This is a genomic window from Amycolatopsis sp. NPDC058278, from assembly GCF_042881395.1.
Classification (GTDB): Bacteria; Actinomycetota; Actinomycetes; order Mycobacteriales; family Pseudonocardiaceae; genus Amycolatopsis.
This window is the reverse complement of sequence record NZ_JBHVXZ010000086.1, coordinates 17,800-43,701: the sequence shown is the minus strand read 5'-3', so window position 1 is coordinate 43,701 and position 25,902 is coordinate 17,800. Positions and strand designations below refer to the sequence as shown.

At 72.5% G+C, this 25,902-nt stretch carries 25 protein-coding genes; 12 read left to right on the top strand and 13 right to left on the bottom strand.

Translation table 11 applies throughout. The annotated features are described in order from the left end of the window. A partial coding sequence (locus ACFVYA_RS34335) for a polysaccharide lyase family 8 super-sandwich domain-containing protein (RefSeq protein ID WP_387050954.1) occupies positions 1 to 1,832 on the top strand: 1,832 nt, incomplete at its 5' end. Between the two features lie 48 nt (positions 1,833 to 1,880). Here the strand turns inward: ACFVYA_RS34335 and ACFVYA_RS34330 are convergent. Continuing rightward, the gene (locus ACFVYA_RS34330; RefSeq protein WP_387050953.1) at positions 1,881 to 2,510 is read right to left on the bottom strand and encodes a winged helix-turn-helix transcriptional regulator; all 630 of its coding nucleotides are present in this window, start codon (positions 2,508 to 2,510) and stop codon (positions 1,881 to 1,883) included. A gap of 88 nt (positions 2,511 to 2,598) precedes the next feature. Between ACFVYA_RS34330 and ACFVYA_RS34325 the strand changes: the two genes are divergently transcribed. Beyond that, entirely contained in the window at positions 2,599 to 2,967 is a 369-nt protein-coding gene (locus ACFVYA_RS34325; protein WP_285993203.1) for a VOC family protein, read from the top strand. A gap of 57 nt (positions 2,968 to 3,024) precedes the next feature. On the opposite strand, the gene ACFVYA_RS34320 is transcribed toward ACFVYA_RS34325, so the two are convergent. The 6 genes from ACFVYA_RS34320 to ACFVYA_RS34295 are packed head-to-tail and all read right to left on the bottom strand — an operon-like array spanning position 3,025 to position 10,388. Then, the gene (locus ACFVYA_RS34320; protein WP_387050952.1) at positions 3,025 to 3,183 is read right to left on the bottom strand and encodes a 50S ribosomal protein L36; all 159 of its coding nucleotides are present in this window, start codon (positions 3,181 to 3,183) and stop codon (positions 3,025 to 3,027) included. A 40-nt stretch (positions 3,184 to 3,223) separates the two neighbouring features. Then, positions 3,224 to 4,393: a VWA domain-containing protein gene (locus ACFVYA_RS34315; RefSeq protein ID WP_387050951.1), complete on the bottom strand. Its 1,170-nt coding sequence runs from the start codon at positions 4,391 to 4,393 to the stop codon at positions 3,224 to 3,226. Then, positions 4,390 to 6,573: a DUF5682 family protein gene (locus tag ACFVYA_RS34310; protein ID WP_387050949.1), complete on the bottom strand. Its 2,184-nt coding sequence runs from the start codon at positions 6,571 to 6,573 to the stop codon at positions 4,390 to 4,392. Before ACFVYA_RS34310 ends, ACFVYA_RS34315 begins: the two co-directional genes overlap by 4 nt. Beyond that, complete coding sequence (locus ACFVYA_RS34305; RefSeq protein ID WP_285993200.1) at positions 6,570 to 7,658, bottom strand: AAA family ATPase; 1,089 nt, start codon at positions 7,656 to 7,658, stop codon at positions 6,570 to 6,572. The genes ACFVYA_RS34310 and ACFVYA_RS34305 overlap by 4 nt, the downstream gene beginning before the upstream one ends. Beyond that, a complete protein-coding gene (locus ACFVYA_RS34300; protein WP_387050948.1) occupies positions 7,655 to 9,040 on the bottom strand; it encodes a DUF5691 domain-containing protein in 1,386 nt (461 codons plus the stop codon). Before ACFVYA_RS34300 ends, ACFVYA_RS34305 begins: the two co-directional genes overlap by 4 nt. A 40-nt stretch (positions 9,041 to 9,080) precedes the next feature. After that, positions 9,081 to 10,388, bottom strand: a complete 1,308-nt coding sequence (locus ACFVYA_RS34295) for an SWIM zinc finger family protein (RefSeq protein WP_353069572.1) — start codon at positions 10,386 to 10,388, stop codon at positions 9,081 to 9,083. 166 nt (positions 10,389 to 10,554) lie between these two features. On the opposite strand from ACFVYA_RS34295, the gene ACFVYA_RS34290 reads away from it, so the two are divergent. Next, the gene (locus tag ACFVYA_RS34290; RefSeq protein ID WP_387050947.1) at positions 10,555 to 11,064 is read left to right on the top strand and encodes a PadR family transcriptional regulator; all 510 of its coding nucleotides are present in this window, start codon (positions 10,555 to 10,557) and stop codon (positions 11,062 to 11,064) included. Continuing rightward, entirely contained in the window at positions 11,064 to 11,663 is a 600-nt protein-coding gene (locus ACFVYA_RS34285) for a GyrI-like domain-containing protein (RefSeq protein WP_387050945.1), read from the top strand. The genes ACFVYA_RS34290 and ACFVYA_RS34285 overlap by 1 nt, the downstream gene beginning before the upstream one ends. Here ACFVYA_RS34285 and ACFVYA_RS34280 read toward each other — a convergent pair. From ACFVYA_RS34280 to ACFVYA_RS34270, 3 genes are all read right to left on the bottom strand, one after another. Continuing rightward, positions 11,648 to 11,794: a hypothetical protein gene (locus ACFVYA_RS34280; protein ID WP_387050943.1), complete on the bottom strand. Its 147-nt coding sequence runs from the start codon at positions 11,792 to 11,794 to the stop codon at positions 11,648 to 11,650. The two genes, ACFVYA_RS34285 and ACFVYA_RS34280, sit on opposite strands and share 16 nt — an antisense overlap. Continuing rightward, a complete protein-coding gene (locus ACFVYA_RS34275) occupies positions 11,794 to 13,860 on the bottom strand; it encodes an AMP-binding protein (RefSeq protein WP_387050942.1) in 2,067 nt (688 codons plus the stop codon). Before ACFVYA_RS34275 ends, ACFVYA_RS34280 begins: the two co-directional genes overlap by 1 nt. A 297-nt stretch (positions 13,861 to 14,157) precedes the next feature. Next, a complete protein-coding gene (locus ACFVYA_RS34270) occupies positions 14,158 to 15,096 on the bottom strand; it encodes a helix-turn-helix transcriptional regulator (protein ID WP_387050941.1) in 939 nt (312 codons plus the stop codon). Between the two features lie 98 nt (positions 15,097 to 15,194). On the opposite strand from ACFVYA_RS34270, the gene ACFVYA_RS34265 reads away from it, so the two are divergent. Next, on the top strand, positions 15,195 to 15,587 hold the full coding sequence (locus ACFVYA_RS34265) for a VOC family protein (protein WP_285993191.1): 393 nt from the start codon (positions 15,195 to 15,197) through the stop codon (positions 15,585 to 15,587). Here the strand turns inward: ACFVYA_RS34265 and ACFVYA_RS34260 are convergent. Beyond that, positions 15,541 to 15,981, bottom strand: coding sequence for a hypothetical protein (locus tag ACFVYA_RS34260; protein ID WP_285993190.1), 441 nt, complete (start codon positions 15,979 to 15,981; stop codon positions 15,541 to 15,543). The genes ACFVYA_RS34265 and ACFVYA_RS34260 overlap by 47 nt on opposite strands. An 86-nt stretch (positions 15,982 to 16,067) precedes the next feature. Between ACFVYA_RS34260 and ACFVYA_RS34255 the strand changes: the two genes are divergently transcribed. From ACFVYA_RS34255 to ACFVYA_RS34235, 5 genes are read left to right on the top strand one after another with little or no spacing between them, the layout of a single operon-like run. Then, positions 16,068 to 16,919, top strand: a complete 852-nt coding sequence (locus ACFVYA_RS34255) for a helix-turn-helix transcriptional regulator (RefSeq protein ID WP_387050939.1) — start codon at positions 16,068 to 16,070, stop codon at positions 16,917 to 16,919. Continuing rightward, a complete protein-coding gene (locus ACFVYA_RS34250; protein WP_387050937.1) occupies positions 16,916 to 17,104 on the top strand; it encodes a DUF397 domain-containing protein in 189 nt (62 codons plus the stop codon). The genes ACFVYA_RS34255 and ACFVYA_RS34250 overlap by 4 nt, the downstream gene beginning before the upstream one ends. Before the next feature lie 49 nt (positions 17,105 to 17,153). Beyond that, entirely contained in the window at positions 17,154 to 17,903 is a 750-nt protein-coding gene (locus ACFVYA_RS34245; protein WP_387050936.1) for a 3-hydroxybutyrate dehydrogenase, read from the top strand. Positions 17,904 to 17,934: 31 nt separating this feature from the next. Further along, a complete protein-coding gene (locus tag ACFVYA_RS34240; RefSeq protein ID WP_387050935.1) occupies positions 17,935 to 19,260 on the top strand; it encodes an MFS transporter in 1,326 nt (441 codons plus the stop codon). Position 19,261: 1 nt separating this feature from the next. Next, positions 19,262 to 21,115, top strand: a complete 1,854-nt coding sequence (locus ACFVYA_RS34235; RefSeq protein ID WP_387050934.1) for a helix-turn-helix domain-containing protein — start codon at positions 19,262 to 19,264, stop codon at positions 21,113 to 21,115. Between the two features lie 403 nt (positions 21,116 to 21,518). Here ACFVYA_RS34235 and ACFVYA_RS34230 read toward each other — a convergent pair whose 3' ends face one another. Further along, positions 21,519 to 22,715, bottom strand: coding sequence for an alpha/beta hydrolase family esterase (locus tag ACFVYA_RS34230; protein WP_387050932.1), 1,197 nt, complete (start codon positions 22,713 to 22,715; stop codon positions 21,519 to 21,521). A gap of 174 nt (positions 22,716 to 22,889) precedes the next feature. Between ACFVYA_RS34230 and ACFVYA_RS34225 the strand changes: the two genes are divergently transcribed. Continuing rightward, positions 22,890 to 24,245 (top strand): 3-hydroxybutyrate oligomer hydrolase family protein, encoded by a 1,356-nt coding sequence (locus ACFVYA_RS34225; RefSeq protein WP_387050931.1) that lies wholly within the window; start codon positions 22,890 to 22,892, stop codon positions 24,243 to 24,245. Here the strand turns inward: ACFVYA_RS34225 and ACFVYA_RS34220 are convergent. Continuing rightward, positions 24,232 to 25,188 carry a glycoside hydrolase family 6 protein gene (locus ACFVYA_RS34220; protein WP_387050929.1) on the bottom strand — a complete coding sequence of 319 codons (957 nt, stop codon included), beginning with the start codon at positions 25,186 to 25,188 and terminating at the stop codon, positions 24,232 to 24,234. The genes ACFVYA_RS34225 and ACFVYA_RS34220 overlap by 14 nt on opposite strands. Positions 25,189 to 25,496: 308 nt before the next feature. Here ACFVYA_RS34220 and ACFVYA_RS34215 point away from each other — a divergent pair, with 308 nt between their 5' ends. Then, a complete protein-coding gene (locus ACFVYA_RS34215) occupies positions 25,497 to 25,901 on the top strand; it encodes a hypothetical protein (protein WP_387050927.1) in 405 nt (134 codons plus the stop codon). Position 25,902: the final 1 nt, after the last annotated feature.

Genomic DNA, 25,902 nt, shown 5'->3' with positions numbered 1-25,902 from the left:
GGCTCACCGCGGAGCAGCTGGCCCGCTACCTGGCGCCGGTCAAGCGGTTCGTCGGCAACCCGAACCTGCGCGCCAACAACCCGTCGGTGGTCGAAACCGGCGCCAACCGCGCGGACAAGGCACTCATCTCGATCGTCTCGGGCGCGATGCTCGGCGACACGGCGTGGATCAAAACCGGCATCGACGCGCTCACCGACGTCGTGGGCGGGGGTGCGGCGAGCGTCGTCGCGAAGCTGGACCGCGCGGCGGGCGACGGCTTCCACGTCGACGGTTCCTTCATCCAGCACGACACCATCCCGTACCCCGGGCACTACGGCATCGTGCTGCTGACCGCGCTCGCCGGCGCCATCCACGTCACGCAGGGCACCGCGTACGCGCTCCCGCAGCCGCTCAAGGACAAGATCTACGCGCTCGTCGCCGACAGCTTCGCGCCCTTCGTCTACGCGGGCGCGCTGATGGAGCCGGTGCGCGGGCGGATGCTGTCGCGCCAGGGGGAGACCGGCCACGACATCGGCCACCAGCTCACCGTCGCGACGCTGGTGCTGGCCCGGACGGCGGCGGGCAGGACGAAGACCGACCTCAACGCCCTGGCCGCGAAGTGGATCAAGGAAGGCGAGTACGCGCCGTTCCTGAAGATCCCGGACCCGGAGCGGTTCGCGCCCGGCCCGGACCTGGTGGCGACGCCGGGCATCGAGTTCGCGCAGGACATGCTGGCGTCGGGCGCGCGCCCGGCGCGGGTGGTGGCGGCGCACCGGATCTTCGGCCAGCAGGACCGGATGGTCCACGTCACCGACGGCTGGTCGGCGTCCCTGGGCGTCAGCTCGACGCGGATCTCGCGCTACGAATCCATCAACGGCCAGAACCTCAAGGGCTACCACGTCGGCGACGGCGTGCTCTACACGTTCCTCCCGAACGCCAAGGGCCACTACACCGACGCCTACTGGCCGACGGTGGACCCGCTGCTGCTGCCGGGCACGACCGAGCACGACGGCCCGGTCGACCCGAAGTTCGGCGGCGTGCCGGTCGGCCCGAACCCGCACACCGGCGGCGTCCGTTGGGACGCGCGGCACGGCGCGTACGGGTTCGACTTCGAGAACTGGGACGGCTCGCTGGTCGCGAAGAAGTCGTGGTTCTTCACCCCGGACGGGATCCTCTGCCTCGGCGCCGGGATCACCAGCACGTCTCCCCACGCGGTGCGCACGACGATCGAGAACCGCAACCTCGGCGAGGGCGGCCGCGGGACGCTGCTGGCCGACGGCCGGCGCGTGGCCACCGACCTCGGCAAGGCGACGGCGCTGCGGCGGCCGCGCTGGGCGCACCTGGAGAACGTCGGCGGGTACGCGCTGCTCGACGACGCTTCGGTGACGGCCTTGCGCGAGGACCGGACAGGCGCGTGGCGCGACATCGACACGGGCGCCAACACCAAGGGCACCACGACACCGAACACACGCCGGTACCAGAAGCTGATCCTGGAACACGGCGTGCAGCCGACGGACGCGAAGTACGCGTACGCGGTGCTCCCGGGTGCTTCGGTGATCGACACGCTCACGGCGTCCTGGGCGTGGCGGGTGCTCGCGAACACCCCGGTGGTGCAGGCGATCCGGACCGCCGACGGCACGGTGCTGGCGAACTTCTTCGCGGCGGGCTCGGCCGGTGAGCTGAGCGTGTCGGGTCCGGCATCGGTCGCGATCGGGCGCTGCGGCATCCGGACCCAGCTCGCGGTGTCGGATCCGACGCAGCTGCAGGACAGCGTCACGGTGACGGTGCGCGGCCGGTCCGTGGTGGTGCCGCTGAAGGGCACGTTCGGCGGGACGAAGCTGGTCGCGTTGTAAGCAGGCCTCCTCGCCGGGCCGGTGCCCCGACCCGGTCCGGCGGGGTTCTCAGCCTTCGTGTTCGCGCAGCAGCCTGCGGACCGCGTTCCGGTCGCCCTCGATCGTCAGCCTGCGGTCGGCGATGGCGTCCTCGAGGTGGGAAGGCTGTTCGAGCAAAGCGTTCAGGGTCGCGGGATCGGTCCGGATCGTCGCGTCCGGGGCGCCGGGCTCGCCCGGCTCGATCGTCAGGCGGCCCGGCTCGGTGCGGACCGTCCACACGCGGGCGTCCAGCTCGACGCGGTAGCACGCGGTGCCGCGCGGGCGGGCGGACCCGCGGAGGAACAGCAGCACGGAGGTGACGCCGAGGGACGCGGCCCGGGGGAGCGGGACTCGCGCGCCCCACGCGCCCAGCGCCAGCACGACCGGCTCCAGTTCGCGGCCCCAGTCGGTGAGCTCGTAGACGGTCGAGGCGGCCGGGGGTGGCAGCTGCCGGCGCGTCACGACGCCGTGGCCTTCGAGCTCGCGGAGCCGGTCGGTGACCAGGTTCGAGCTGGCGCCGGGCAGCGCGCGGCGGACGTCGGAGAACCGCTGCGGCCCGAGCAGCAGCTCACGCACCACGAGCAGGGCCCAGCGTTCCCCGACGACGTCCAGGGCACGCGCGATGGTGCAGGCGTCCCGGTAGCTGCGGCTCGTCGGCATGGACTCAATGTACAACTGAGTGGTTGTTTTTAACAACTGGATGCGCGTACGGTCGGCCGGGTCCGGATGTCGACGGGAAGGAACGGTCATGGGCCGGTCAGTCGTGCACTTCGAGATCATCGGCACCGACCCGGCGCGGCTGCGCGGGTACTACGGCGAGCTGTTCGGCTGGGAGTTCGACACGTCCGGGCCGGTGTCGGACCAGGTGTCGGAACCGGGTGGCTACGGGTTCGTGGAGACGGACACCATCCCGGGCGGCGTCGGCGGCGGCGCGGCTCACGAGCGTCACGTCGTGTTCTACGTGGGCGTCCCGGACGTCGCGGCGGCGCTGGCCGAGGCCGAACGTCTCGGCGGCACCCGCCGGATGGGCCCGGACCGCGCCCCGGGACGGGACCTGGTGGTCGCCCACTTCGCCGACCCGGAGGGCAATCTCGTCGGCCTCGCGGGCCCGGCCTGACGAAACGCGACCGGGTCCGGAACCACGCGGTTCCGGGCCCGGCGGCCGTCGTCCCGGTCAGCCCTGGCGGGCCTTCGAGCGCGGGTTGTCCTTGTTGATCACCAGGACCTTCGTCCCCCGGCGGATGACCTGGGCGCCCGGCTGGCGGGCGAGCGAACGGATCGAGCTGCGGACCTTCATGGCGAGCCGTCCTTCCTGCGGGAGCTGCTGTCCCACGTTCGCTTCAACCGCCGGGCTGTCAGTTTCATTCCGCAACTCAGCTGCTCTCCCGGGCCGCCCAGCTCTGCAGGTCGTCGCCGCGGATGGCTGCGGCCATCAGCTCCGGGAACTGGTCGGGCGTGCACGCGAAGGCCGGGATGCCCAGCTCGGCCAGTGCCGCCGCGTTCTCGTGGTCGTACGACGGTGCGCCCGAGTCCGACAGCGCCAGCAGCGTCACCACCTGGACCCCCGCGCCGGCCAGCTCGGCGATCCGGCGCAGCAGTTCGTCCTCGTCGCCGCCCTCGTAGAGGTCGCTGATCAGCACCAGCAGCGTCCGCTCCGGGCGTTCGACCAGGCCCTGGCAGTACGCGATCGCCCGGTTGATGTCCGTGCCGCCGCCCAGCTGGGTGCCGAACAGGACGTCGACCGGGTCGGTGAGGTGCTCGGTGAGGTCCGCGACCTCGGTGTCGAACGCCACGAACGACGTCTTCAACGCCCGCATCGAGGCCAGGACCGCGCCGAACAGCCCGGAGTACACCACCGACTCCGCCATCGAGCCCGACTGGTCGACGGCCAGGATCACGTCCCGCTGCACCGCCTGCTGCCGACGGCCGAAGCCGATCAGCTTCTCCGGGACGATCGTGCGCAGTTCGGGGGAGTAGTGCTTCAGGTTCGCGTGGATCGTGCGTGCCCAGTCGACGTCGCCGGGGCGGGGCCGGTGCGTCCGCGACGCCTTGTCCAGCGCGCCCCGGATCGCCGCGCGGGTGCGTTCGGCGAGCCGTTCCTCCAGCTCGGTGACGACCTTGCGGACCACCTCGCGGGCGGTCTCCTTGGTTTCCTCCGGCAGCACGCCGTTCAGCGACAGCAGCGTGCCGACGAGGTGGACGTCCGGCTCGACCGCCGACAGCAGTTCCTTCTCCAGCAGCATCCGGGTGAGCCCCAGCCGGTTGACCGCGTCGCGCTGCATCACCTGCACGACGGTGCTCGGGAAGTAGCGCCGGATGTCGCCGAGCCAGCGCGCGACCCGCGGCGCCGAGGCACCCAGGTTCGCGCTGCGCGGCCCGCCCGTGGTCTCCTCGTCGGGCTTGTCGTAGAGCGCGGCCAGCACCGCGTCCACCCCACTGTCCTCATCGGACAGCTGAGCGTCCGCCAGCCCGGACCCCGGCCCGGCGCCGTCCCCGCCCAGCACCAGCCGCCAGCGCCGCACCCGGTCGGTGTCTGCCGTCATGCTCCCACCCCCAAGAGCGTCGCCAGGACGGGCAGCACGCGCTCGGCCCGGTCCTCGTCCAGTTCATCGGCCATCGCCACGGTTCGCGCGGCGCCGGTGAGCCCGGCCGCCCGTTGCCCGATCGCCCGCTTTTCCGGCCCGCTGAACGCCCCGAAAGTGCGGCGCAGCAACGGGAGCACCTCGGTGAAGACGTCGGCCGGGATCGCCGCCAGCCACGCGTCGATCACCCGCAGCAGGCCTTCGTCGTGCACCAGCAGCAGTGCTCCGCCGTCGAAGAAGCCTTCGACGTAGGCCGCGCCCGCCGACGGCGTGACGCCCGGCGTGAGGGCCCGGCCCAGCCGCAGTTCGATGTCGAGCGCGTCGAGCAGCCCGGCGTCGTGCAGGATCCGGGTGAGCCGTCCGGCCAGCAGCGGGGGCAGCGACGGCCGTTCCGCCAGCCGGGCCAGCGCCGTCAGCCAGCGTTCCTTCGCCTCGTCGCCCAGCAGCGAGGTGGCGTCGTGCACTCCGTCGACGAGCTTGGCCAGCCGGGCCGCGGCGTCGTCGTCGATGCCGTGGGCGGCCGGGGGCAGGCCGGCGCAGATCCGGTCGAGCATCCGGTCGGCGACCGCCCGGAGCGCGCCGGTGTCCGTGCCGCGGACGTTGCCGTACCGGGTTGCCCTGGCCAGCGCGGGCAGGGCCGACATCAGCCGGGCGACGTCCGCGTCCGCCGCCGCCCGCGCGTCGAGCGCCGCGAGCGCTTCGGGCAGCGCTTCCGGCAGGTCGGCGAGCAGGCAGTTCTCGACGGCCGTGGTGACCTCGTCCAGCGGTGGCGTGCCTTCGACGGTGGCCCGGACCGCGGCGGTGGCCGCCGACGGCACGGTGGTGCCGTACACGGCCGCCGCGACCAGGTCCACCTCGAACGACGGTTCCCAGGCCAGCGCCCAGGTTTCGCGGAAGGTGCCCTTGTTCCGCCGCGCCGACGCCTCCCGGCTGCCCCACTCGATGCCGAGGATCCGCAGCCGGTGCAGCAGCTTCGAGCGGTCGAGCCCGCCCGGCGTCCGCAGGTCGAGGTCGAGCTCCTTGACGACCGGGTCCTTTTTGAGCCGCAGGCGCTTCGCGGTCGCGGTGAGGTCCGCGGCCAGCGGTGGCTGCGGGACGTGGTCGGGCACCTCGCCGAGCCGTTCCCCGACCACCAGCCGCCGCGTGACGAGCTCGACCTGCACCTCGTCCCCGCCGCACAGCACGGAGCGGGTGGCTTCGGTGACCTCGGCGAGCCCGGCCGACGACCGCCCCCGCAGCGTGGCCAGGGTCTCGGCCAGGCGGACCGCCTCGATGACGTGCGCGGTCGAGACGGGCAGGTCCTCCTCCCGCAGCACTCCGGCGACGCCGGTCAGCCAGCGCGTGGTGACGTCTTCGGGGGTGGTGAACAGGTGGTGGTACCAGCCCGGCGACCGCACGCCGGCGCCGTAGCCGCTCGCCGTGGCGAGGCGCCCGTGCGTCCACGGCACCCAGGTGCACGCGACCTTCCGCTTCGGGAGTCCTTTGAGGACGGCCTGGTCGTGCGACGCCGGTGGCAGCGGATCCGCCAGCGCGGGCACGTGCCAGGCACCGCAGACGACGGCGATGTTCTCGAAGCCGTCCTTGCGGGTGCGGCGCAGCACCGAGCGCATGTAGGCCTCGCGGCGGGCTTCGCTACCCTGCGGGGGTTCTTCGTCCTCCCGGACCGCGCTCATCGCCTCGGCGATCACTTCGAACGGGCTTTCGGTGTCCCGCCGCGATTCGACGACGTCGTCCCACCAGCGTTCCGGGTCGTCGTACCCGCCGGCCGAGGCCAGCAGGGCCAGGGGGTCGACCGGCGGGCCCGCGTGCTCGTCCGGCCCCGCGGCGAACGTGTGCGCGGCCGGGAGGTCGCAGAACCGCACCGGGATGCCGGCTTCGCGGGCGTAGGTGAGCGCCTGCCATTCGGGGCTGAAGACGGCGAACGGCCAGAACGCGGCGCGTGAGACGTCGTCGGTCGCGTAGGCCAGGAGCGCGACCGGGGGTGCCATGGCCGGGTCTTCGGTGAGCTCGACCAGGGCGTCGGCTTCGGGTGGTCCCTCGATGAGGACGACGTCGGGTTCGAGCTCGGCGAGCCGCGCCGCCACGGCCCTGGCGGATCCCGGGCCGTGGTGGCGGATGCCGAGCAGGTGGGTCGCCGTCACGAAAGCTCCTGGCCCGCCCGGTAGAAGTCGGCCCAGCCGTCGCGTTCGCGGACCACGGTCTCCAGGTATTCGATCCAGATCGCGCGGTCGGCCACGGGGTCCTTGACCACCGCGCCGTGGATGCCCGCCGCGATGTCGTGCGGGCGCAGGACGCCGTCGCCGAAGTGGGTGGCCAGGGCGAGCCCGCCGGTGAGCACGCTGATCGCCTCCGCGGTCGACAGCGTGCCGGACGGCGACTTCACCGCCGTGCGGCCGTCTTCGGTGCGGCCCGAGCGCAGCTCGCGGAACACCGTGACGACGCGGCGGATCTCGGCCAGCTCGGCGGCTTCCACCGGCAGCTGCAGCGACGTGCCGAGCTCGGCGACCCGCCGGCTGACGATCTCGACCTCCGCCTCGGCGCTGTCCGGCAGCGGCAGCACGACCGTGTTGAACCGCCGCCGCAGCGCGCTGGACAGTTCGTTGACGCCCTTGTCGCGGTTGTTCGCCGTCGCGATCAGGTTGAAGCCCGGCCGGGCCTGGACCTCGGTGCCCAGTTCCGGGATCGGCAGCGTCTTCTCGGAGAGGATCGTGATCAGCGAGTCCTGGACGTCGGCGGGGATGCGCGTCAGCTCCTCCAGGCGGGCGAGCTTGCCGTCCCGCATCGCGTGCACCAGCGGGCTTTCGACGAGGGCGGCGGCGCTCGGGCCCTCGGCGATCAGCCGGGCGTAGTTCCAGCCGTAGCGGATCGACTCCTCGGACGTGCCCGCGGTGCCCTGCACCAGCAGCGTCGAATCGCCGCTGATGGCCGCGCAGAGGTGTTCCGACACCCACGTCTTCGCCGTGCCGGGCACGCCGAGCAGCAGCAGCGCGCGGTCGGTGGCGAGCGTGGCGACGGCGACCTCGATCAGCCGCCGCGGGCCGACGTACTTCGGCGTGATCACCGTGCCGTCGGCCAGGGTGCCGCCGAGCAGGTACTCGACGACGGCCCAGGGCGAGAGGTTCCAGTTCGGCGGCTTCGTCCGGTCGTCGGCGGCGGCCAGCGCGGCCAGCTCGGCGGCGTGGTCCTGTTCGGCGTGCGGCCGGAGGACGGTGGCGGGGGCGGTCATGCGAGCTCCTCGTACATTTCGCGGCGGAAGTTCAGCGTTTCGGTGAGCGCCCGGCGCCACGGCCCGGCGTCCATGGTCAGGCGGGTGGTGGCGAGCGGGTGGCGCAGGCACTGCGGCGGCACCGCGCGCGCGATCACGACGGCGGCGTGCGAGACGAGGCGGTGGTCGTCCTGGCGGGCGATCCAGTCGAGCAGCGCGGTGCCGAGTTCCTTCGTCCACGGGCGGGGCAGTTCGTGCACCAGCCGCGCGAACGACTCGACGGGCAGCCGGCTCACCAGGTGCCCGACGGTGGCGGCCTGGCCGGCCGGGCTCAGCACCCCGAGCAGCGGCGGCGTGGTGCGCCCGCCGGGGTCGGCGCCGATGAGGGCCTGCGCCCAGGTTTCGTCACGCTGGCGCAGGGCGGCGGCGGCCCAGGAGTCCCGCAGCACGGCCGCGGGGCAGCCTTCGACGGCCATCCGCACGACCTCGGCCGGCGGGCCGAACTCGGCCCAGAAGGAGAGCGGCGCGGCTGCGACGAGGGTGCGCAGCCGGACGGTGCCGTCGCCGCGTTCGCCGTGGGGCAGGGCGACGGTGAGCACCCGGTTCCGGCGGTGGACCAGCGGTCGCAGCCGTTCGGCCATGCTCTGGCCGTAGCGCGTGCCCGGCAGCCGGCCGAGCAGATCGGCGGCCTGTTCGCGGACGGCGGCGGCCCGATCGGTGAGCGCGGCCTCGAGGAAGGCTTCGTCGCCGCCTCGGACGTGCCCGGCGAGGACGCCGAGGAAGTCGGCCCGGACGTCGGCGGGCTCGGTCTTCCACGACGTGGCCAGCGCTTCGCGGGCGGCGTCGGGATCCTGGACGAGTTTGGCGGCGAGCCACCGGCGGCGCTGGGCGAGGCTGCCGTACTGCCAGACGTCCCCGGATTCTTCGGCAGGTGCGGCCAGGAAGGCCCAGTCGGGGTTGCGCTGCCCGAGCCAGGCGCCGACGGGCCCGGCGACGGCGGCCAGCGGCCCGCGCAGGGCCGCCTTGGTGCGCGCGGCCTCGGCGAGCAGCGGCAGGGTTTCCGGGGGGACGCGGTAGCCGGTGCCGGCGACGATGCCGAGCCACTCGAGCAGGAGGTCGGGGTGGCTGGCGGCGAGCAGCCGGCCGAGCCGCTCCCGGGCGAGCGGCGGGACGAAGGGCCGTTCGTCGCTTGCGGCCACGGGAAGTGGCCGGACGTCGTGCAGCGGCTGCCGCCCGGCCCGCCGGTAGGTGCTGAGCACGGCCGCGGCGGCGAGCAGCTGTTCGGCGGGATCGGCGCGGCCGGCGATGAGCTCTTGGACGGCGGCCGGCTGGGCGGCGGGGTCCAAGGTGCGCCGCCGGGTGCCGAGCAGGGCGGTGCCGACGAGGTCTTCCCAGGCTTTCATCGGGACACCTCGGATTCCTGGTGGTAGTGGGGGAAAACGTTCACAGCCGCACCGCCCGGTTCTCGTGCCAGCACGTCAGCGGCCGCAACCCCGCCGGGCTCCACTCGCCGGCCACCGTCAAGGGGCGGCCCGCCGAAAGGGCCAGCAGTGACCACGGGAACGCGTACGGCACCAGCGGCATCGCCGTTCCGTCCTGTTCGGACAGACACCAGCCGCCCGCGTGCTCGGCCGGGGTGACGCCCGACAACAGCACCGGCCAGCGCTCCAGCCACGGGTCCGCCGCCATCGCCCGCGTGTGCGCCGCCAGGGCGTCCGCGATCGAACCACCTTCGGCGGCCGGGGCCGCGAGGGGGATTCCGCGCTCCGCCACCAGGGCCCGCAGTGGCGCCGCGCCCGGGTAGAACGCCAGTTCCGCCGTCAGCCGGTGGCCCGGTGGCAACGTCGCGTCCAGGGGACGGCCCGGCGGGGCGAACGACAGCACCAGCGCGTCCCGGCCCGTGCGCAGGCCCCGCAACCACGTCCGGCGGGTGAGCAGCCGGTCGTTCTCCTCGTCCGCCGCGCCCGTGATCAGCCAGTCGTCCGCGACGCGCTCGCCGGCCTCCAGCACCCGGGCCGTCTCCACCGAAAACCCCAGCCGCGTGCGGACGGTCTCCGCCAGCGCGGGTGGCAGCGACTCCAGGCGCGTTGCCGCGTCGGCGAGCAGGTACAGCTGGGACAGCTCGGCCAGCAGCGCCTCCGGCCAGTCGCGGCGGCCGACGATCCCCGCCGCCCGGCGCAAGCCGCCGGCGAGACCCGACGCCTGTGCGTCGACCATTCGCGCCGCGACCGTACGCAGCTCTTCGCCGCCGTTGCGTTCGAAGCCCGCGAACCCGGCCCCGATCCGGTCGGTCAGCCAGACTTTCAGCTCCGCGACGCCGCTTTCGACGCGCGCCACCCGCTCGGCAGCGCGCCGGGCGGCCGCCTCCTCGTCCTTCGGGCCGGCCGTCTCGGCGCGGTTCTCCGCCCGGCGGGCGCGGTCGGCGCGTTCGGACAGCCACGCGTGCACCCAGTCCGGCGCCGGACCCGCGTCGACGCGCCCGGCCGCCCAGAGCAGCAGCAGCCCCAGCGCGTGCTTGCACGGGAATTTCCGGCTGGGACAGGAACACCGGAACGCGGGCTCGGCCAGCTCGACGCACGTCTGGTACGGCTTCTTGCCACTGCCCTGGCAGAAGCCCCACACGGCGTCTTCGGACGCACCCGCGCCCGTCCACTTCGCCGGCGTGGCGAGCGCCCGGCCCGCCTTCTCCGAAGCGGGATCCGGCGCCAGCCCGGCCACGCGTTCCGCGGTCCACGGCACCGCCGTCACCACCTGTCCCCCCACTGTGCTCCCTCGCTTTCCGGTACGAGGTGAAGCATGCCAGCACCCACCGACATTTTTCGGGGGGCTCGGGTGGCGGAGCCCCCCGACCTGGGGCGAAGCCCCGGATGTCACCGCAATTTCCGGAAGCTGACTATTCTAGTGCTAGAGTACCGGCGTGCTGACCGACGCGGAACTGACCGTGCTCGGCCTGGTGGTCGAGCGGCCGAGGCACGGCTACGAGCTGGACGAGGTCGTCTCGGAGCGCGGCATGCGCGACTGGACGGCGCTCGGCTTCAGCTCGATCTACTACGTCCTGGGCAAACTCCGCGACCGCGGCCTGGTCGCCGAGGTCGCCGGGGAACGCGCGCACCCCAAGGCCAAGAAGACGTTCACGGCCACCGAAGCGGGCCGCAAGGCGTGCGCGGCGGCCGCCGAAGCCGCCGTCGCGGAGCTGCGCCCGCTGCACCCGCCGGTGCTCGTCGGACTGGCGAACAGCCCGGCCGTCCCGCCCGAACGCCTCGCGGCCGCGCTGGCCCGGCGCGCGGAAGCGGTCGGGGAGCGGCTGGCCGAGGTCCGCCGCGCCGCCGCGGCCCAGCGGACCGCCCCGCCGTTCGTCCGCGCGATCTTCGACTACTCCATCGCCCAACTCGAGGCGGAAGCCCGGTGGCTGGAAGGAATGACCTGATGCCGTACGACGTCAAAAAGGACCTGAAGCAGCTCTACGCGCCCAAGAACACCGACTGGGCCTTGGTGGACGTCCCCGGACAGCGGTTCCTCGCGATCGACGGCCGCGGCAACCCGAACACGGCGGAGAGCTACCGGAAAGCCGTCGAAGCGCTCTACGCCTTCGCGTACACGATCAAGATGACGGCGAAGCAGCGTGGTGAGGACTTCGTCGTGGGTCCGCTGGAGGGCCTGTGGTGGGCCGAGGACTACGCGGCGTTCACCGTGCGCGCCAAGGATTCCTGGCAGTGGACCATGCTCATCGCGCAGCCGTCGTGGATCGGGGAGGCCGCCGTCGAGGAGGCCAGGGAAACGGTGCGGCGCAAGAAGAAGCTTGAGGCACCGGTCCGGTTGGAGGAGCTGCACGAGGGCCGCTGCGCGCAGGCGCTGCACGTCGGGTCGTACGACGACGAAGGTCCGCTGCTGGCCCGCCTGCACGACGAATACCTGGCGGCGCAAGGCTTGAAGCCGACCGGCTTGCACCACGAGGTGTACCTCGGCGACCCGCGGCGCGTCGAGCCCGCGAAGCTCCGGACGGTGCTGCGTCAGCCGGTCGGCTGATCCGGCTCGGCGAGGCCGCGCTCCCACCGCGCCCGGCGTTGCGCGGACGTCGTCGGGGCTCTCGGATCCGTCGCGCGCCAGCGGCGGCCGTTCACGACGGTGTACCGGCCGTCCGGCGTGTGCTCGGGCATCAGTATTCGCTGGTCGCCGGCCAGGTGTCGTCGTGGAGGAGGCGCTTGAGGATCTTGCCCGTCGCGTTGCGGGGCAGGTCCGGGACGAAGTACACGTCCCGTGGCACCGCGAACCGGGCCAGGCGGTGGTGGATGTACTGCCGGATGTCCTCCGCGTGCAGCGACGCGCCCCGGCGCGGGACGACGTACGCCGCCAGGCGCTGGCCCCACTCCGCGTCCGCCACGCCGACCACCGCCGCGTCGTGGACGCCCGGGAGCGCCACCAGCGCCTCTTCCACCGGGCGCGGGAACACGTTCTCGCCGCCCGAGACGATCATTTCGTCGGCTCGGCCGGTGACGAACAGGCGGCCCGCCGCGTCGAGATAGCCGACGTCGCCGCTGGCCATCATGTCCGCCGCGCGGGCCGGGTCGGTTCCGCTCGTGTAGCCCTCGAACAGCATGTCGTTGCCGACGAAGATCTGGCCCTCGCCGCCCGGCGGCACCGGCTTGCGGTCCTCGTCCAGGATCGCCAGCCGGGTGCCCAGCGGGCAGCGGCCGGCCGTCGTCGGCGCCGCGCGCAGGTCGGCCGGGTCGGCGATGCTCGCCCAGGAGACCTCGGTCGAGCCGTAGAAGTTGTAGAGGACGTCGCCGAAGGTGTCCATGAACTGCGTGACGAACGGCCCGGACATCGCCGAGCCGCTGCTGGCCACGATCCGCAGCGAGGACAGGTCGTAGCGCGTGCGGACCCGCTCGGGCAGGTCCATGATCCGCTGCAGCATGATCGGCACGGCGAACAGCGCGTCGCACTTCTGCTCGGCGATCGTCCGCAGCGTCTCTTCGGCGTCGAACTTGCGGATCAGCGCGAGCGACGCCCGCAGCGCCATCCCGATCTGCATCGCGGCGAGGCCCCACGTGTGGAACAGCGGCGCGGCCACCAGCAGCCGGTCGCCGGCGCGCAGCGGGATCCGGTCGAGGATCGCCGCGGCGGTGCCGAGGCCCTTCGGCGTGGGGCGCCGCGCGCCCTTCGGCGTCCCGGTGGTGCCGGAGGTGAGCACGATCAGCCGGCCCGGCCGTTCGACCGGCTTCGGACGGTCGGCGGGTGCGGCGTGGATCAGCTCGTCGACGGTCGGGTAGCCGGTGTCGGCGTCCGGCCAGGTGCTGATCCGGGCGAAGTCGCCCGGCACGTTCGCGATGGTCTGCGCGAACTCGTCGTCGGCCAGCACGGCGGACGGCTGGTGCTCGGCGAGCACGTCCTTGACCGAGGCTGCGGAAAGGCCGGTGTTCAGCAGGATCACGTCGGCGCCGAGCTTGCTGGCCGCGACGAACGACTCGATCATCGCGGCGTGGTTGCGGCACATCAGCGCGATCCGGTCGCGCTCGACGACGCCGAGTTCGCTCAGCGCGTTGGCGAGCCGGTCGCTGCGCTCCTGGACCTGGCGAAAGGTGCGGACGCTGCGCTCGTCGTGCAGGGCGAGCTCGTCCGGGACACGGGCGGCGGCGGCCTGGTAGCCGCCCGCGACCGTGGCGCCCCACTGCGCGAGGGAGTTCAGCTGGCGCGCGAGCTTGTCCGGCCGCCCGGCGCTGAGCACGCCGGCGCGCAGCAGGATGCTCGTGGTGCGCAGCTTGGTGGCCTTGTTGGTCTCGCTGTCGGTGTCGGGGTCGTGTTCCCCGGCCAGGTGCAGGTCGAGGCGCCGGGCGAGGGCGCGGACGTCCTTCTTGATCGACGACACCAGTTCCAGGTGCGACGGCGGCAGCATCATCCGCACGAACAGCTCGGTCCGGCCGCCGGCCAGCGGTCTCAGCTCCAGGGAGACCCAGGTGCCCTCGTCGGGGACGCCGCACCAAACGACGTGCTCGCCCGGCCGGTAGACGACGGCCTGCATCTGCGTCTCGAGCATCGGTCCCCGCGCCGGGACGATCCGGACCACGCCCTTCGGGCCGCGCCCGCGCCCGGCCGGCTCCTGGATCTCGCACCAGCTGATCTCCGGCACGAACCGCGAGTACCACTCCGGCGATCCGACGATCTGCCACACCACGTCGGGCGGGTGTCCGACCACGGCACTCGCCTCGACCACATCGTCACGCATTGTCTGCCCTCACCGAAGTGTCGCCGAACGCACGTTCAGGTCACGGAGGCGTCACAATAGCAGCAAACGGGTGATCAGGGATACTCCGAACGGCCAGATACCGGCGGGTAACGGACACTCCGAGTGTTCTCGTCCGGTGTCCATTGTAGACCGATGAACGGCGTTCACCAAGCTGAGGGGTGATCACGGCCATTCGACATGATCGACGAGCAAGGTTCGAAAAGTGTGCAAGTGCTTTCGGGAGGCGTGGAGGCCGGACGGCGCGTTTACGACATAAGGTGTCATAGCGGGCGGCGATCACGTCCCGTAGCGGGCCACCAGCTCCGCGCCGAGCCGCGCCAGTTCCGCCTTCACCGACTCCGGGCCCTCGACCTCGACCAGCGCACCCCACCCCGCCAGCTCTTGCGCGATCATGACCGGCGCCGGCGCGGCCACCCGCGCGCGGACCCGCTCCCCGGGCAGCTCCGCGACCAGCGCGCAGTGCCGTCCGAACCGGTCCTGGAGCACCCCGAAGTGCCGGCGGCCGAGCACCACGTCCGCGCTGAGCAGCGAACGGCGCTTCTCCATCTCCTCGACGACCTCCCGCCAGACCGCCGCCAGCTCGAAGTCCGACGGGCGGTCCGCCGGTTCTTCGGTCGGGGTGGCGGAGACGATCCGGTCGACGCGAAAGGTGCGGCGGCCCTTCGCCGTCCCCGCGACCAGGTACCAGACGTCGTCCTTGTCGACCAGGCCCCACGGGTCCACGAGCCGCTCGGACCGCTCGCGCCCGGCGTAGGTGAGCCGGACCCGGCGGCGGGCGATGACGGCGTCCCGCAGCAGCGAGACCATCGGCGGCCGTTCCTTCGGGCGCTCGCCCCAGCCGGCCTGGTCGACGACGACCGCGTCCGCCGCCGCCTCGGCGTCCGCCCGGAACGTGCCCGGCAGCGCGCCCATCAGCTTCCGCAGCGCCGATTTGACCTCCGGTGCGCCCGCCGCGGCCGGACCGGCCAGCAGGAACAGCGCCTGCGCCTCTTGGGCGCTCAGGCCGGACAGATCGGTGCGCGCGCCGCCGACGAGCTGCCAGCCCCCGCCGCGGCCCGCCTGGGGGTAGACGGGCACCCCGGCCGCCGAGAGGGCTTCCAGGTCGCGGCGCGCGGTGGCGACGGAGACTTCCAGCTCCGCCGCCAGTTCGGCGGCCGTGACGCGGCCGCGCGTCTGCATCAGCAGGAGGGTGGCCACGAGGCGGTCGGCGCGCATGGGAGGAGTGTCGCAAACAAAGTGGTCACTCGGTGAGCACTTTTACCCCGCATGATGACTCCACATCGCTCGACCGAGACGGAACAGAGGAGCAGGACATGCTGCGAGGAATGGCCACCGTGACGTACTACGCCGAAGACCTCGAGGCCGCGAAGGCCTGGTACACGGAGTTCCTGGGGGCCGAGCCGTACTTCAACGTCCCCGGCTACTCGGAGTTCCGGATCGGCGACTACCAGCACGAACTCGGCATCATCGACCGCAGCTACGCCCCTTTCACGCACACCGAACCGGGCGGCGAGATCGTCCGCTGGCACGTCGACAACCTCGAAGCGACGTTCGCGCGCCTCCTGGAGCTGGGCGCCAAGGAGTACGAGCCGATCACCGAACGCGGGCCCGGGTTCGTGACGGCCTCGGTCGTCGACCCGTTCGGCAACGTCCTCGGGATCATGACGAACGTGCACTATCTCGCGGTGCTGGCGGAACGCTCATGAGCCGGTACGCCTCCTTGACGCACTTTTCGCACCGCTCGTGCCGCTCGGTCTTGCCCGCCGGATCGGTGCCGTAGAAGGGGAAGCACCCCGCGCCGCAGCTCGCGAAGTAGATCAGGCCGAGCCGCACCTCGCCGCGGCCGACGTAGTGGCTGAGCCGGCGGCGCGGCTCCGGCCCGCACTCGGGGATCCAGCCGTGGGCGGGCAGGCGGGCGGCGGCGATCTCGTCGAGCACGCCCGCGCGGCCGATCAGGTCCGCGCCGAGGCAGCTGAGACGTTCGCCGAGGTCGCGCAGGCCGTCCGCGCGCAGGGGCGGGCCGGTGAGCCAGGCGACGTCGCCGGGGAGGGTTTCGGCGAGGTCGCGGAGACGGGTCAGAAGTGCGTGGTCCGGGTCCATGACCAGCAGCGAACCTGACGCGGATCCGCGACACCAGCCGCCGGGCGGCGAAGGGAAATGTCGGGCCCCGATGACAGAATGCGGTCATGGCGACACCCTTCGCGACACCCCGGGCGAGAGCGCTCGGGTTCGGGCTGCGCACCTGCCGGGAAGCGCGGAATCTGGGCGTGCGGCAGCTGGCGCGGAAGATCGGCGTGCATGCGCAGGAGCTGTCCAACTGGGAGTACGGGAAGCGGATCCCGAAGATCGAGCAGGTGGCGCTGCTGATGGGGGCGCTGGTCGTGGAGCCGGAGGAGCGAAAGCGGTTGCTGGAGCTGGCTCGTTTCGCTCACGAACCGAGCTGGCTCGAGAAAGCGGTGCCGGGCGTCGCGTCGGGTGCTGTGACCTTTGCCGAGCACGAGCGCGAGGCAACCGAGCTGTTCGACTGGGAACCCGCGCTGATCCCCGGGCTTTTGCAGACCCCGGACTACTGTCGCGCGCTGCTGAGCACTTGGGAGGTGTCGCCGGACCGGATCGAAAAGGTCGCGCAGGCGCGGATCGCGCGGCGCCAGGTCCTCACGAGGTATCGGCCGCTCGACTACCACGTGCTCGTTGGGGAAAGCGCCTTGCGTTCCGAGATCGGCGGCGAACAGGTGATGGTCGAGCAGCTCCGCTACCTGCGGGAAGCCTCCGTGCGCCGGAACGTGAGGCTGCAGGTTCTCCCCGACCGGGCGGGATTGCACGCCGGCCTGTTCAGCAATTTCGCGTTGCTCGACTTCCCCACTCTTCCGCCGATCGTCTTCATCGAGCTCTTCCAGGCGAGTGCCTACCTCTACGATGCTGATCAGGTGGCCGGCTACCGCGCGGCGGCGAAGAACATGGCGGCGCTGGCGATGGACGAGTGGGAAAGCGGCGAGTTCATCGGGGAGGTGATCGCCGAGCTGGGAGGCAAAGCATGACCTTGTGGCAGACGTCCAGCTACTCCGCCGAGGAGAAATGCGTGGAAGTGGCGCTCGGACCTGCGGCAAAAATCCGCGACACCAAGGACCGCTCCGGCGGCACCCTCGAAATCTCCACCCGATCGTGGGACGCCTTACTCTCCGCGTTGTGTCGGCCGACCACACTGGATCTTCCGAAGGTGTAGTCGCTCCGCACATAGCTAGCGACCGGGGTCACGCTTACCGTTCCCGTCCATGACCAGCGATCTGGACGGGCGCACCGCCCTCGTCACCGGCGGTGCGAGCGGCATCGGCCTCGCCTGCGTCCGCGCCCTCGCCGCGGCCGGGGCGAAGGTGCACGTCGTCGATATCGACGCGCCACGCACCGAAGCCGCCGCCTCCGAAGTGGGCGGCTGGGCGCACGTCGCCGACCTCACCGACCCCACCTCGATCGACGCTCTGCCCGCCGAAGTCGACGTCCTGGTCAACAACGCGGGGATCCAGCACGTCGCGCCCCTCGAAGACTTCCCGCCCGAGGTCTTCACGCGGATCCAGGCCCTGATGGTCACCGCCCCCTTCCTGCTCGTCCGGCGCACGCTCCCGTCGATGTACGCGCGGGGGTGGGGGCGGATCGTCAACATGTCGAGCGTCCACGGGCTGCGCGCCTCCGCCTTCAAAGCCGCTTACGTCGCCGCCAAGCACGGCCTCGAAGGCCTCTCGAAAGTCGCCGCCCTGGAAGGTGCCGAACACGGCGTCACGAGCAACTGCGTGAACCCCGGGTACGTCCGCACTCCGCTGGTCGACGGGCAGATCGACGCCCAGGCCGCCGAGCACGACATCCCGCGTGAGGACGTCGTCGCCGAGGTCCTCCTCAAACGGGCCGCGATCAAGAAGCTCATCGAACCCGAGGACGTCGCTTCCCTGGTGGTGTGGCTGTGCTCCCCGCACGCCGGCCACATCACCGGGGCCTCCATCCCGCTCGACGGCGGCTGGACCGCCGCCTAAGTCCCGTCACCACAAGGAAGTGGAGCCCGCAGTGAGCCAACCCCAGCGGTCGGCGATCGCCAAGATCGTCGGCGCGAGCCTGATCGGCACCACCATCGAGTGGTACGACTTCTTCCTCTACACCTCGGCCGCCGCCCTCGTCTTCAACAAGCTGTTCTTCCCGACGGCGAGCCCGCTCACCGGCACGCTGCTGGCGTTCCTGACCTACGCCGTCGGCTTCCTCGCCCGGCCGGTCGGCGGGCTGGTCTTCGGCCACTTCGGCGACCGGCTCGGCCGGAAGAAACTCCTGATCGTCAGCCTCACGCTGATGGGCGGGTCGACCTGCCTGATGGGCGTCCTGCCGACGTACGCCACCGCGGGTGTGCTGGCTCCGCTGCTGCTCACGCTGCTCCGGCTCGTCCAGGGCTTCGCGCTGGGCGGCGAATGGGGTGGCGCCGTCCTGATCGTCTCCGAACACGGCGATGACCGCCGTCGCGGCTTCTGGGCGAGCTGGCCGCAGTGCGGCGCGCCCGGCGGGAACCTCCTGGCCACCGCCGTGCTGGCGATCCTTTCGGCCACCCAGTCCGACGCCACGTTCATGTCCTGGGGCTGGCGCGTCCCGTTCCTGCTCTCGGGCGTGCTGCTGCTGATCGGCCTGTGGATCCGGCTGGCCGTCGCCGAGTCGCCCGTCTTCCTCGCGGCTCAGCGCCAGGCCGAGGCACGCGCCGAGAAGCACGTGCCGGTCGTCGACGTCTTCCGCAACAGCCGGCGCCAGGTGCTGATCACCATCGGCGCGCGGATGGCCGAGAACGTCTCGTACTACGTGATCACCGCGTTCATCCTGGTGTACGTCACGACCGGGCTGCACCTGCCGAAGGGCGTCGGCCTGACCGCGGTGCTCATCGGCTCGGCCGTCCACTTCGTGACGATCCCGGTGTGGGGCGCGCTGTCGGACCGCGTCGGGCGCCGTCCGGTCTACCTGTTCGGCGCGATCGGGATGGCCTTGTGGAGCTTCGCGTTCTTCGCGCTGCTCGACACGAAGTCGTCGGCGGTGATCGTGCTGGCCACGACCGTCGGGCTGGTGCTGCACGGCGCGATGTACGGCCCGCAGGCCGCGTTCTTCGCCGAGCAGTTCCCGACCCGGGTGCGCTACACCGGCCTTTCCGTCGGCGGGCAGCTGTCGTCGATCGCCGCCGGGGCCGTCGCGCCGCTGATCGCCGTCGCGCTGTTCTCCAGCTGGGGCAGCACCGTGCCGGTGTCGCTGTACGTCGCGGCGATGTGCCTGATCACCGTGATCGCACTGCTGTCCGCCCGCGAAACCCGCGGCGAATCGCTGCACGACGACGTCGAGGCGGAGAAGGCGGCCGTCTCGCCCTAGCATGACGGCCGTGACCGCACCCTCGGACGCGCTGCGCCGGCTGCTCGACCTGCTCGCCTCCGGGGCGAGCACTGAGCAGCTGGCGCACGTCGTCGTGGCCGCCCGGGCCGAAGGCGCCCTCGACGCGGCCGACCTGGCCGCGCTGGCCAGCGCGGGCGAGCTGGCCCTGCGGATCCGCGAGACGCTGGCCGAGCACCGGCGGCGCGAGGCCCGGCTCACCGCGCTGTTCGAGACCGCGAGCGAGCTCGCCGCACTGTCCGATCCGGACACTGTGCTGCGTTCGATCGTCCGGCGCGCGCGGGCCCTGCTCGGCGTCGACGTCTCCTACCTCAGCCTCAACGACGAAGCCGAGGGCAAGACCTACATCCGGGTCAGCGACGGCTCGGTGTCGGCGGAGTTCCAGCAGATCGTGCTGGGCATGGGGGAGGGCCTCGGCGGGCTGGTCGCGCAGACCGCGCGGCCGTACGCGACCTCGGACTACTTCAACGACGACCGGTTCAAGCACACCCGGCACATCGACTCCGGCGTCGAAGACGAGGGCCTGACCGCCATCCTCGGCGTCCCGCTGGCCATCGGCCCGAAGGTGCTGGGCGTGCTGTTCGCGTCCGACCGCGCCGCCCGGGAGTTCTCCGCCGACGAGGTGGCGCTGCTGTCGTCGCTCGCCGACCACGCGGCGATCGCCCTGGACAGCGCGAACCTCCTCGACCAGACCCGCCGCGCGGTCGCGGAACTCAACGAGGCCAACGCGACGATGGAACGCGCCGAGGACGCCCACGACCGGCTCACCGACCTCGTCCTGCGCGGGGGCGACCTGCCGGACGTGGCCGACGCGGTCGCGGCCGTGCTGCACGGAGAGCTCACGGTGTACGACGCCGACGGCACGCTCCTGGCGAGTTCGGCGGATCCGACGGCACTCGACCCGGACGCGCTGGCCGCGGCCCGCGCCACCGGGCGCGCGGTGTCCACAAAGGACAACTGGGTGTGCGCGGTGCAGGCGGGACCGGAACTGCTCGGCTGCCTGGTGCTGGCCGGCCGCGCCGGGCTGAGCGACCCCGACCGGCGGCTGTTCGAACGCGCCGGCGTCGTGACGGCGTTGCTGCTGATGCTGCGGCGGTCGGTGGTGCGCGCCGAGGACGAGGTCCGCGGCGAGCTACTGACCGACCTGCTCACCGCACCCGGCCGCAACCCCCGGGCGCTGCTGGCCCGCGGCCGCCGGCTGGGCATCGACCTGTCGGCCCCGCACGCGGTGCTGGTCGCCCACGCCGACGGCGGCTCCCGGCGGCGCGTCGCGAGTGCGGCCGCCCGGCACGCGACGCTGGTCGGGGTGCACGCGGAGGAGGTCGTGCTGCTCGCCACCGGCGACCCGGACGAGCTGGCCCGCCGCGTCGCGGCCGACCTCGGCTCGGCGACCGGCCGCCCGGTCACGGTGGGCGCGGCGGGTCCGGCGAGCGGCCCTTCGGCGATCGCCGAGGCCCACGCGGAGGCGGCGCGCTGCGTGCGGGCGTTGCTGGCGCTCGGCCGGACGGGCGAAGGCGCGGCGATGGCGGGGCTGGGCTTCCTCGGCCAGCTCCTCGGCGACCGCGCGGACCTGGACGCGTTCGTCCGCCGGACGCTGGGGCCGGTCCTGGACTACGACGAGCGCCGCGGCACGGAGCTGGTCGCGACGTTGCGTGCCTACTTCGCGAACGGTGCGCAGCTGGCGCGGACGAAGGACGTGCTGCACGTGCACGTGAACACGGTGGTGCAGCGGCTGGAGCGGGTGGCGTCGCTGCTGGGGGAGGACTGGCAGGCGCCGGACCGGGCGTTGGAGATCCAGCTGGCGTTGCGGCTGCACCGGCTCGGCGTGCCGCGGTGATGCCTTCGATTTCTTCGAGAGTGCCGCGGACCAGTACCTGTTCAGCCGCTCGGCAGTCCGGTACGTCGGCCGCCCGGGTCTAGCGGACCGGGGCGCGGTCAGGCACCGTGAAAGGCGACGGATACCGCATCTGGTGGCCGAGCCGGTGACCGCGGCGACGCGGTCTGCGTGCTGTCCGAAGACGGTGCGACAGCGCTGCGCGGGCCGCACCTGGAGTCCCTGGTTCCGTTGCTGGACGGCACCAGGGACTTCGCGGCCCTGCGCAGCGAACTGCCCGCGGACGTCCCCGCGGAAGAGGCGTCCGGGGTGCTGACCCGGCTCGCCGAAGCCGGGCTGATCGGCCTGCGAAGACCTCAACCCGATGCGGATCTTCCTTTGACACTGCCGTCTTGCGGAGCCCCGGTCAACACTGCCCGTCGGCGAGGATCCAGTAACCCGGGGACGTCTCCCGCAGCGCGTGGACGGTGAAGGTGTTCCACAGGCCCATGGCCTGGTTCGAACCGTTCGCGTAGGTCTGGCCGGCGCTCTGGTGCGCGCGGCCGGCCTGCGTGTGGGCGTAGTTGCTGGCGCTCACGCAGGTGCCCGACGGCGTGGTCGTGGTGGTGGTCGTCGTCGGCACGGCCGTCGTCGTCGTGCCCGATCCCTTGTCCAGGCCGAAGAACACGCCCGTGTGGTAGCTGGAGCAGATCCCGGCGAGGAAGTACGCGCCGGTGCTGCCGCACTGCGCCGGGCCGGTGCCGGGGTCGACCGCGGTGCCGTGGCCCATGCCCGCGATCGAGTACAGCCGGACCTGGCCGGCGTAGTCGGTCAGGGTCGTGCCGCCGGGCAGGGACTGCGTGCTCGTCGGCGTCGGGGAGACACCGTGCACCGCGGTCCACTGGTCGCGCAGCTCGGTGCCGTTGACCGGGTAGACGGTGTAGTCGGCGGTGCCCTGCCAGATCGCGACCCGCGGCCACGGACCGCCGTAACCGGGGTACTGCGCCTTGACCTTCGACGCCCACTGCGCCGGCGTCAGGTGCTGGTCGTTCTGCTGGCAGTTCGTCGCCTCGACGACGCTCGTGGCGCACTGGGCGGGCAGCCCGGCGTTGATCCCGCCCGCGGCGAAGACGTCCGGGTACGCGGCGAGCAGGTCGGCGGTCATCCCGCCGCCGGCCGACAAGCCGGTGACGAACACCCGGGAGGGGTCCGAGCCGTGGTCGGCGATCGCCTTGTCCACCATGGACTTGACGGAGGCGGCTTCGCCGTTGCCGCGGGTGTCGTCGGCGGTGGAGAACCAGTTGAAGCACTTCAGCGAGTTGTTCGCCGTCGACTGCTGCGGGAACACGACCTCGAAGCGCCAGCGGTCGGCCAGCTCGGGCCAGCCCGAGTGGGCGTAGTAGTCCGCCGCGCTCTGCGTGCAGCCGTGCAGCGCGACGACCACCGGACGGCCGGTCCCGAGCCCGGCGGGGGTGTAGGTGTACATCGCCAGCGCGCCGGGATTGGCGCCGAACGACGGGATCTGGACGAGGGACGACGGCGGCGGATCGGCGGCGGCCACCCCGACGGTGGTGAGCACGGCGGCGGTGATCGCGGCGAGTCCGGCGAAAGCGAGTTTGCGCATGGTGAGTTCCTTCTCGTCGTTGAGAGGGGTCCCAGCGACGCTAGGACGGCCTCGCCGCCGGAGACCATGTGGCCGTCCACCACATCGGCTCGCCCGTTCATGGTGACCGGCGGGATGGCTCCGGGGCGCCGCACGCGGTTGGGTTCGGGTATCGCGAAGAGGCGGAGGTGAACCGTGCGGGGTTGGCTGGCTTGGGTTCTGGCGGGAGCGCTCGCGGCGGCGCTGCCCGCACCGGCGTCGGCTTCGGCCGGGCGCTGCTCGGTGCACGTGCCCGGCGCCGAGCGGTCCGTGGCCGCGTGCCTGGACGACCTGACGACGACCGGCACCGTCGCGTCCGGGCACACCGTCGAGGCCGACTGGGCCGGGCTGACCTCGGCCGGGCTGCCGGCTTTCCGCGGGGTGCCCGGCGTGCAGGTCGACGGGTACTTCCCGGACACGTCCACGGCGAACACCAACCACGGCTGGAACCACGACGCGCAGTTCGTGCTGCGCCTGCCGGACCGGTGGAACGGCGGCCTGGTCGTCTCCGGCTCGCCCGGCGTGCGGCGCCAGTACGCGAACGACCGCGCGATCGGCGACCAGGCGCTGGCGGAAGGCTACGCGTTCGCCGCCACCGACAAGGGCAACACCGGCGCGGCGTTCTTCACCGACGGCGTCCGGCCGGGGGACGCACTGGCGGAGTGGAACTCCCGCGTCACGCAGCTGACGCTCGCCGCTCGTGCCGCCGCGGCCCGGCACTACGGCCGTCCGGTCGCGAAGACCCTCGCGGCCGGGCTGTCCAACGGTGGCTACCTCGTGCGGTGGCAGCTGGAGAACCGGCCGTGGCTCTACGACGGCGGCGTCGACTGGGAAGGGACGCTGTGGCGGGCCGACGGGCCGAACCTGCTCACCTTCCTGCCACCGGCGCTGCGCGCGTACCCGGCGTACGCGGCGGGATCGCCGTCGGCGCACCAGTCCATTCTGGACGCCGGATTCGCGCCGGGGTCGGAGTTCCTGTGGGACTACCACTACCGCGTCTACTGGGACCTGACGCAGCGGATCTACCGCGAGGAGGTCGACCCGTCGTTCGACGGGCCGCTGGAGGCGGGAACCCCGTTCTGCGCTTCGGGAACGCCGTCCTGCGACGCGGACTACGCGTATGCGTCCCGGCCGCCTTCGGTGGCGCGGGCGGTCGAGCGGATCTCGCTGACCGGCCGGATCGGCAAGCCGCTGCTGACCTTGCACGGCACGCTCGACACGCTGCTGCCGATCACCCGCGACTCCGACGTCTACGACCGGATGATCACGGCCGCGGGGCGCGGAGCACTGCACCGGTACTACCGGATCGAGGGCGGCAACCACGTCGACGGGCTGGTCGACGCCTTCCCGGACCGGCTGCGCCCGCTGGGCCCGTGCTTCCGGACGGCGTTCGACGCCCTCGGCGGCTGGCTGCGCGGCACCCGCCCGCCGGCCTCGGCGACGATCGCCCGTCCCGCCGGGGCGACCCCGGCGGAGCTGGCGACGTCCTGCGACCTGGTCAGTCGCCCTTGATGAGGTGGCCGGCCAGGTCCGGGCTGAACGTGCCCGCCGGGACGCCCGAGCCGTAGCCGCAGCTGCCGTCGGAGTCGCCCGGGACCTTGATCCACAGCTGCATCTCCGGGCCGCCGCCGAGCTGGGCCGTCGCGCCCAGCTTGCGCTTCGGCGGATTGCACCACTCGGTGTCCGTGCCGTGGCCGTTGCCGTTGCGGCTGGTGTCGACCACGAACGGGGCCGCGTAACCCAGCGAAGAGCCCACGGCCTTGCCGTACGTCGTCGACTCGGCCGTGGTGTGGAAGTTGGACACGTTCAAGACGAACCCGTGGATGGACTGCACGCCTGCCGACTTCAGCCGCGCGGCCATCGTCGCGGCCGGGATCCAGGTGGCGTTGCCGCCGTCCAGGTAGGCCCACGTGTTCGGGGCCTTCTGGGCGAACTGCGTCGCGGCGAACTCCAGCAGGTCGATCCGCGTCTGGCGGGCGTCGCCGGGCAGGCAGTCGAGCTGGGCGAGCGCGTCCGGCTCGATGACCACGATCGCCGGCTTGCCGCCGATGCCGTCGGCGAACGCCGAGATCCAGTCGCGGTAGGCCTGTGGGCTGCCGGCGCCGCCGGTCGACGCGCCGCCGCAGTCGCGGCCGGGGATGTTGTAGGCGACCAGAACGGGCAGCTTGTCGGCGACGTCAGCGGCGTAGGTGTACTTGTCGACAGCGGCGCGGACGTCGCCGCTCCAGGTGCCTAACCAGCGGGCGCCGGGCTTGGCCGCGATCGCGGTCCGGATCGGGCCCGCGAGGCTGTCGCCGGGGTGGTCGCGGACCCACGTCGCCGGATTCGAGTCCGGGTCGACGTAGAAGCCGTCGGTCTTTTCGAGGGGGTTGCCGTCCGCGGCGAGGGCCGGGGACGCGGTGGCGAGCCCGGTGAGCGCCAGCACAGCGGCCACGAGCCAGGTCTGGGTGCGCATTTCCCCAGTTTCCCGCCGCGACGTACACGAATCGTACAAAAATGCGGTGAACCGGATCGAACCCGCAGCCGTATTACTGGGTGAGGGGCGCGGTCTACCCGCCGCGAAACCCACTCTGAGCTGCAGTTTTACCGTCCGGACGGCCGACCCCGTTCGGCCGCTTGCGGGAGCGCCGACCGTCATTCATGATGGACTTCGGGGTCCGCGAAAATTCGTCGAAGTCGAATATCCAGGTGTCGGCCATGTTGCGGAAGAACCGTCCGTCCGGAAGTGAACGTCATGCTCCTACCTGTGCCCGGGGCCGCCTGATGGCCGTCGACCTGCCGGGTCTCGCGATCGTCGCCGGGCTGCTGTTGCCGGCCCTCGCCGCGGCGGCCTGGGCGATCGCCCTGGAACGGCGGCCGCGCCGTTCCCCGGCCGCCGCCCCCGACCCGGAGCCGGACTTCACCGTGGCCGGGATCCAAACGCGCCTCCGCCGCGAGCTGGCCGCGCGGAAGCTGGCCGACGCGGGCACGGTCGCCCTGCCGACGATGCCGATCCCGGCGCAGACCCGCCGCGAAGCGGCCCCGGCCCGGCTGCCGTGCCGCGTGGCGGGCCTGCTCCCGCCGCCGGCCCCGGCGACCGTCGGGTTCGCGGCCCCGCGGTTCGCGTTCGCGCCGCCGGACTCGGACTTGATGCGCCGCATCCTCGACGGATTGCGCCAACTGGACTGAC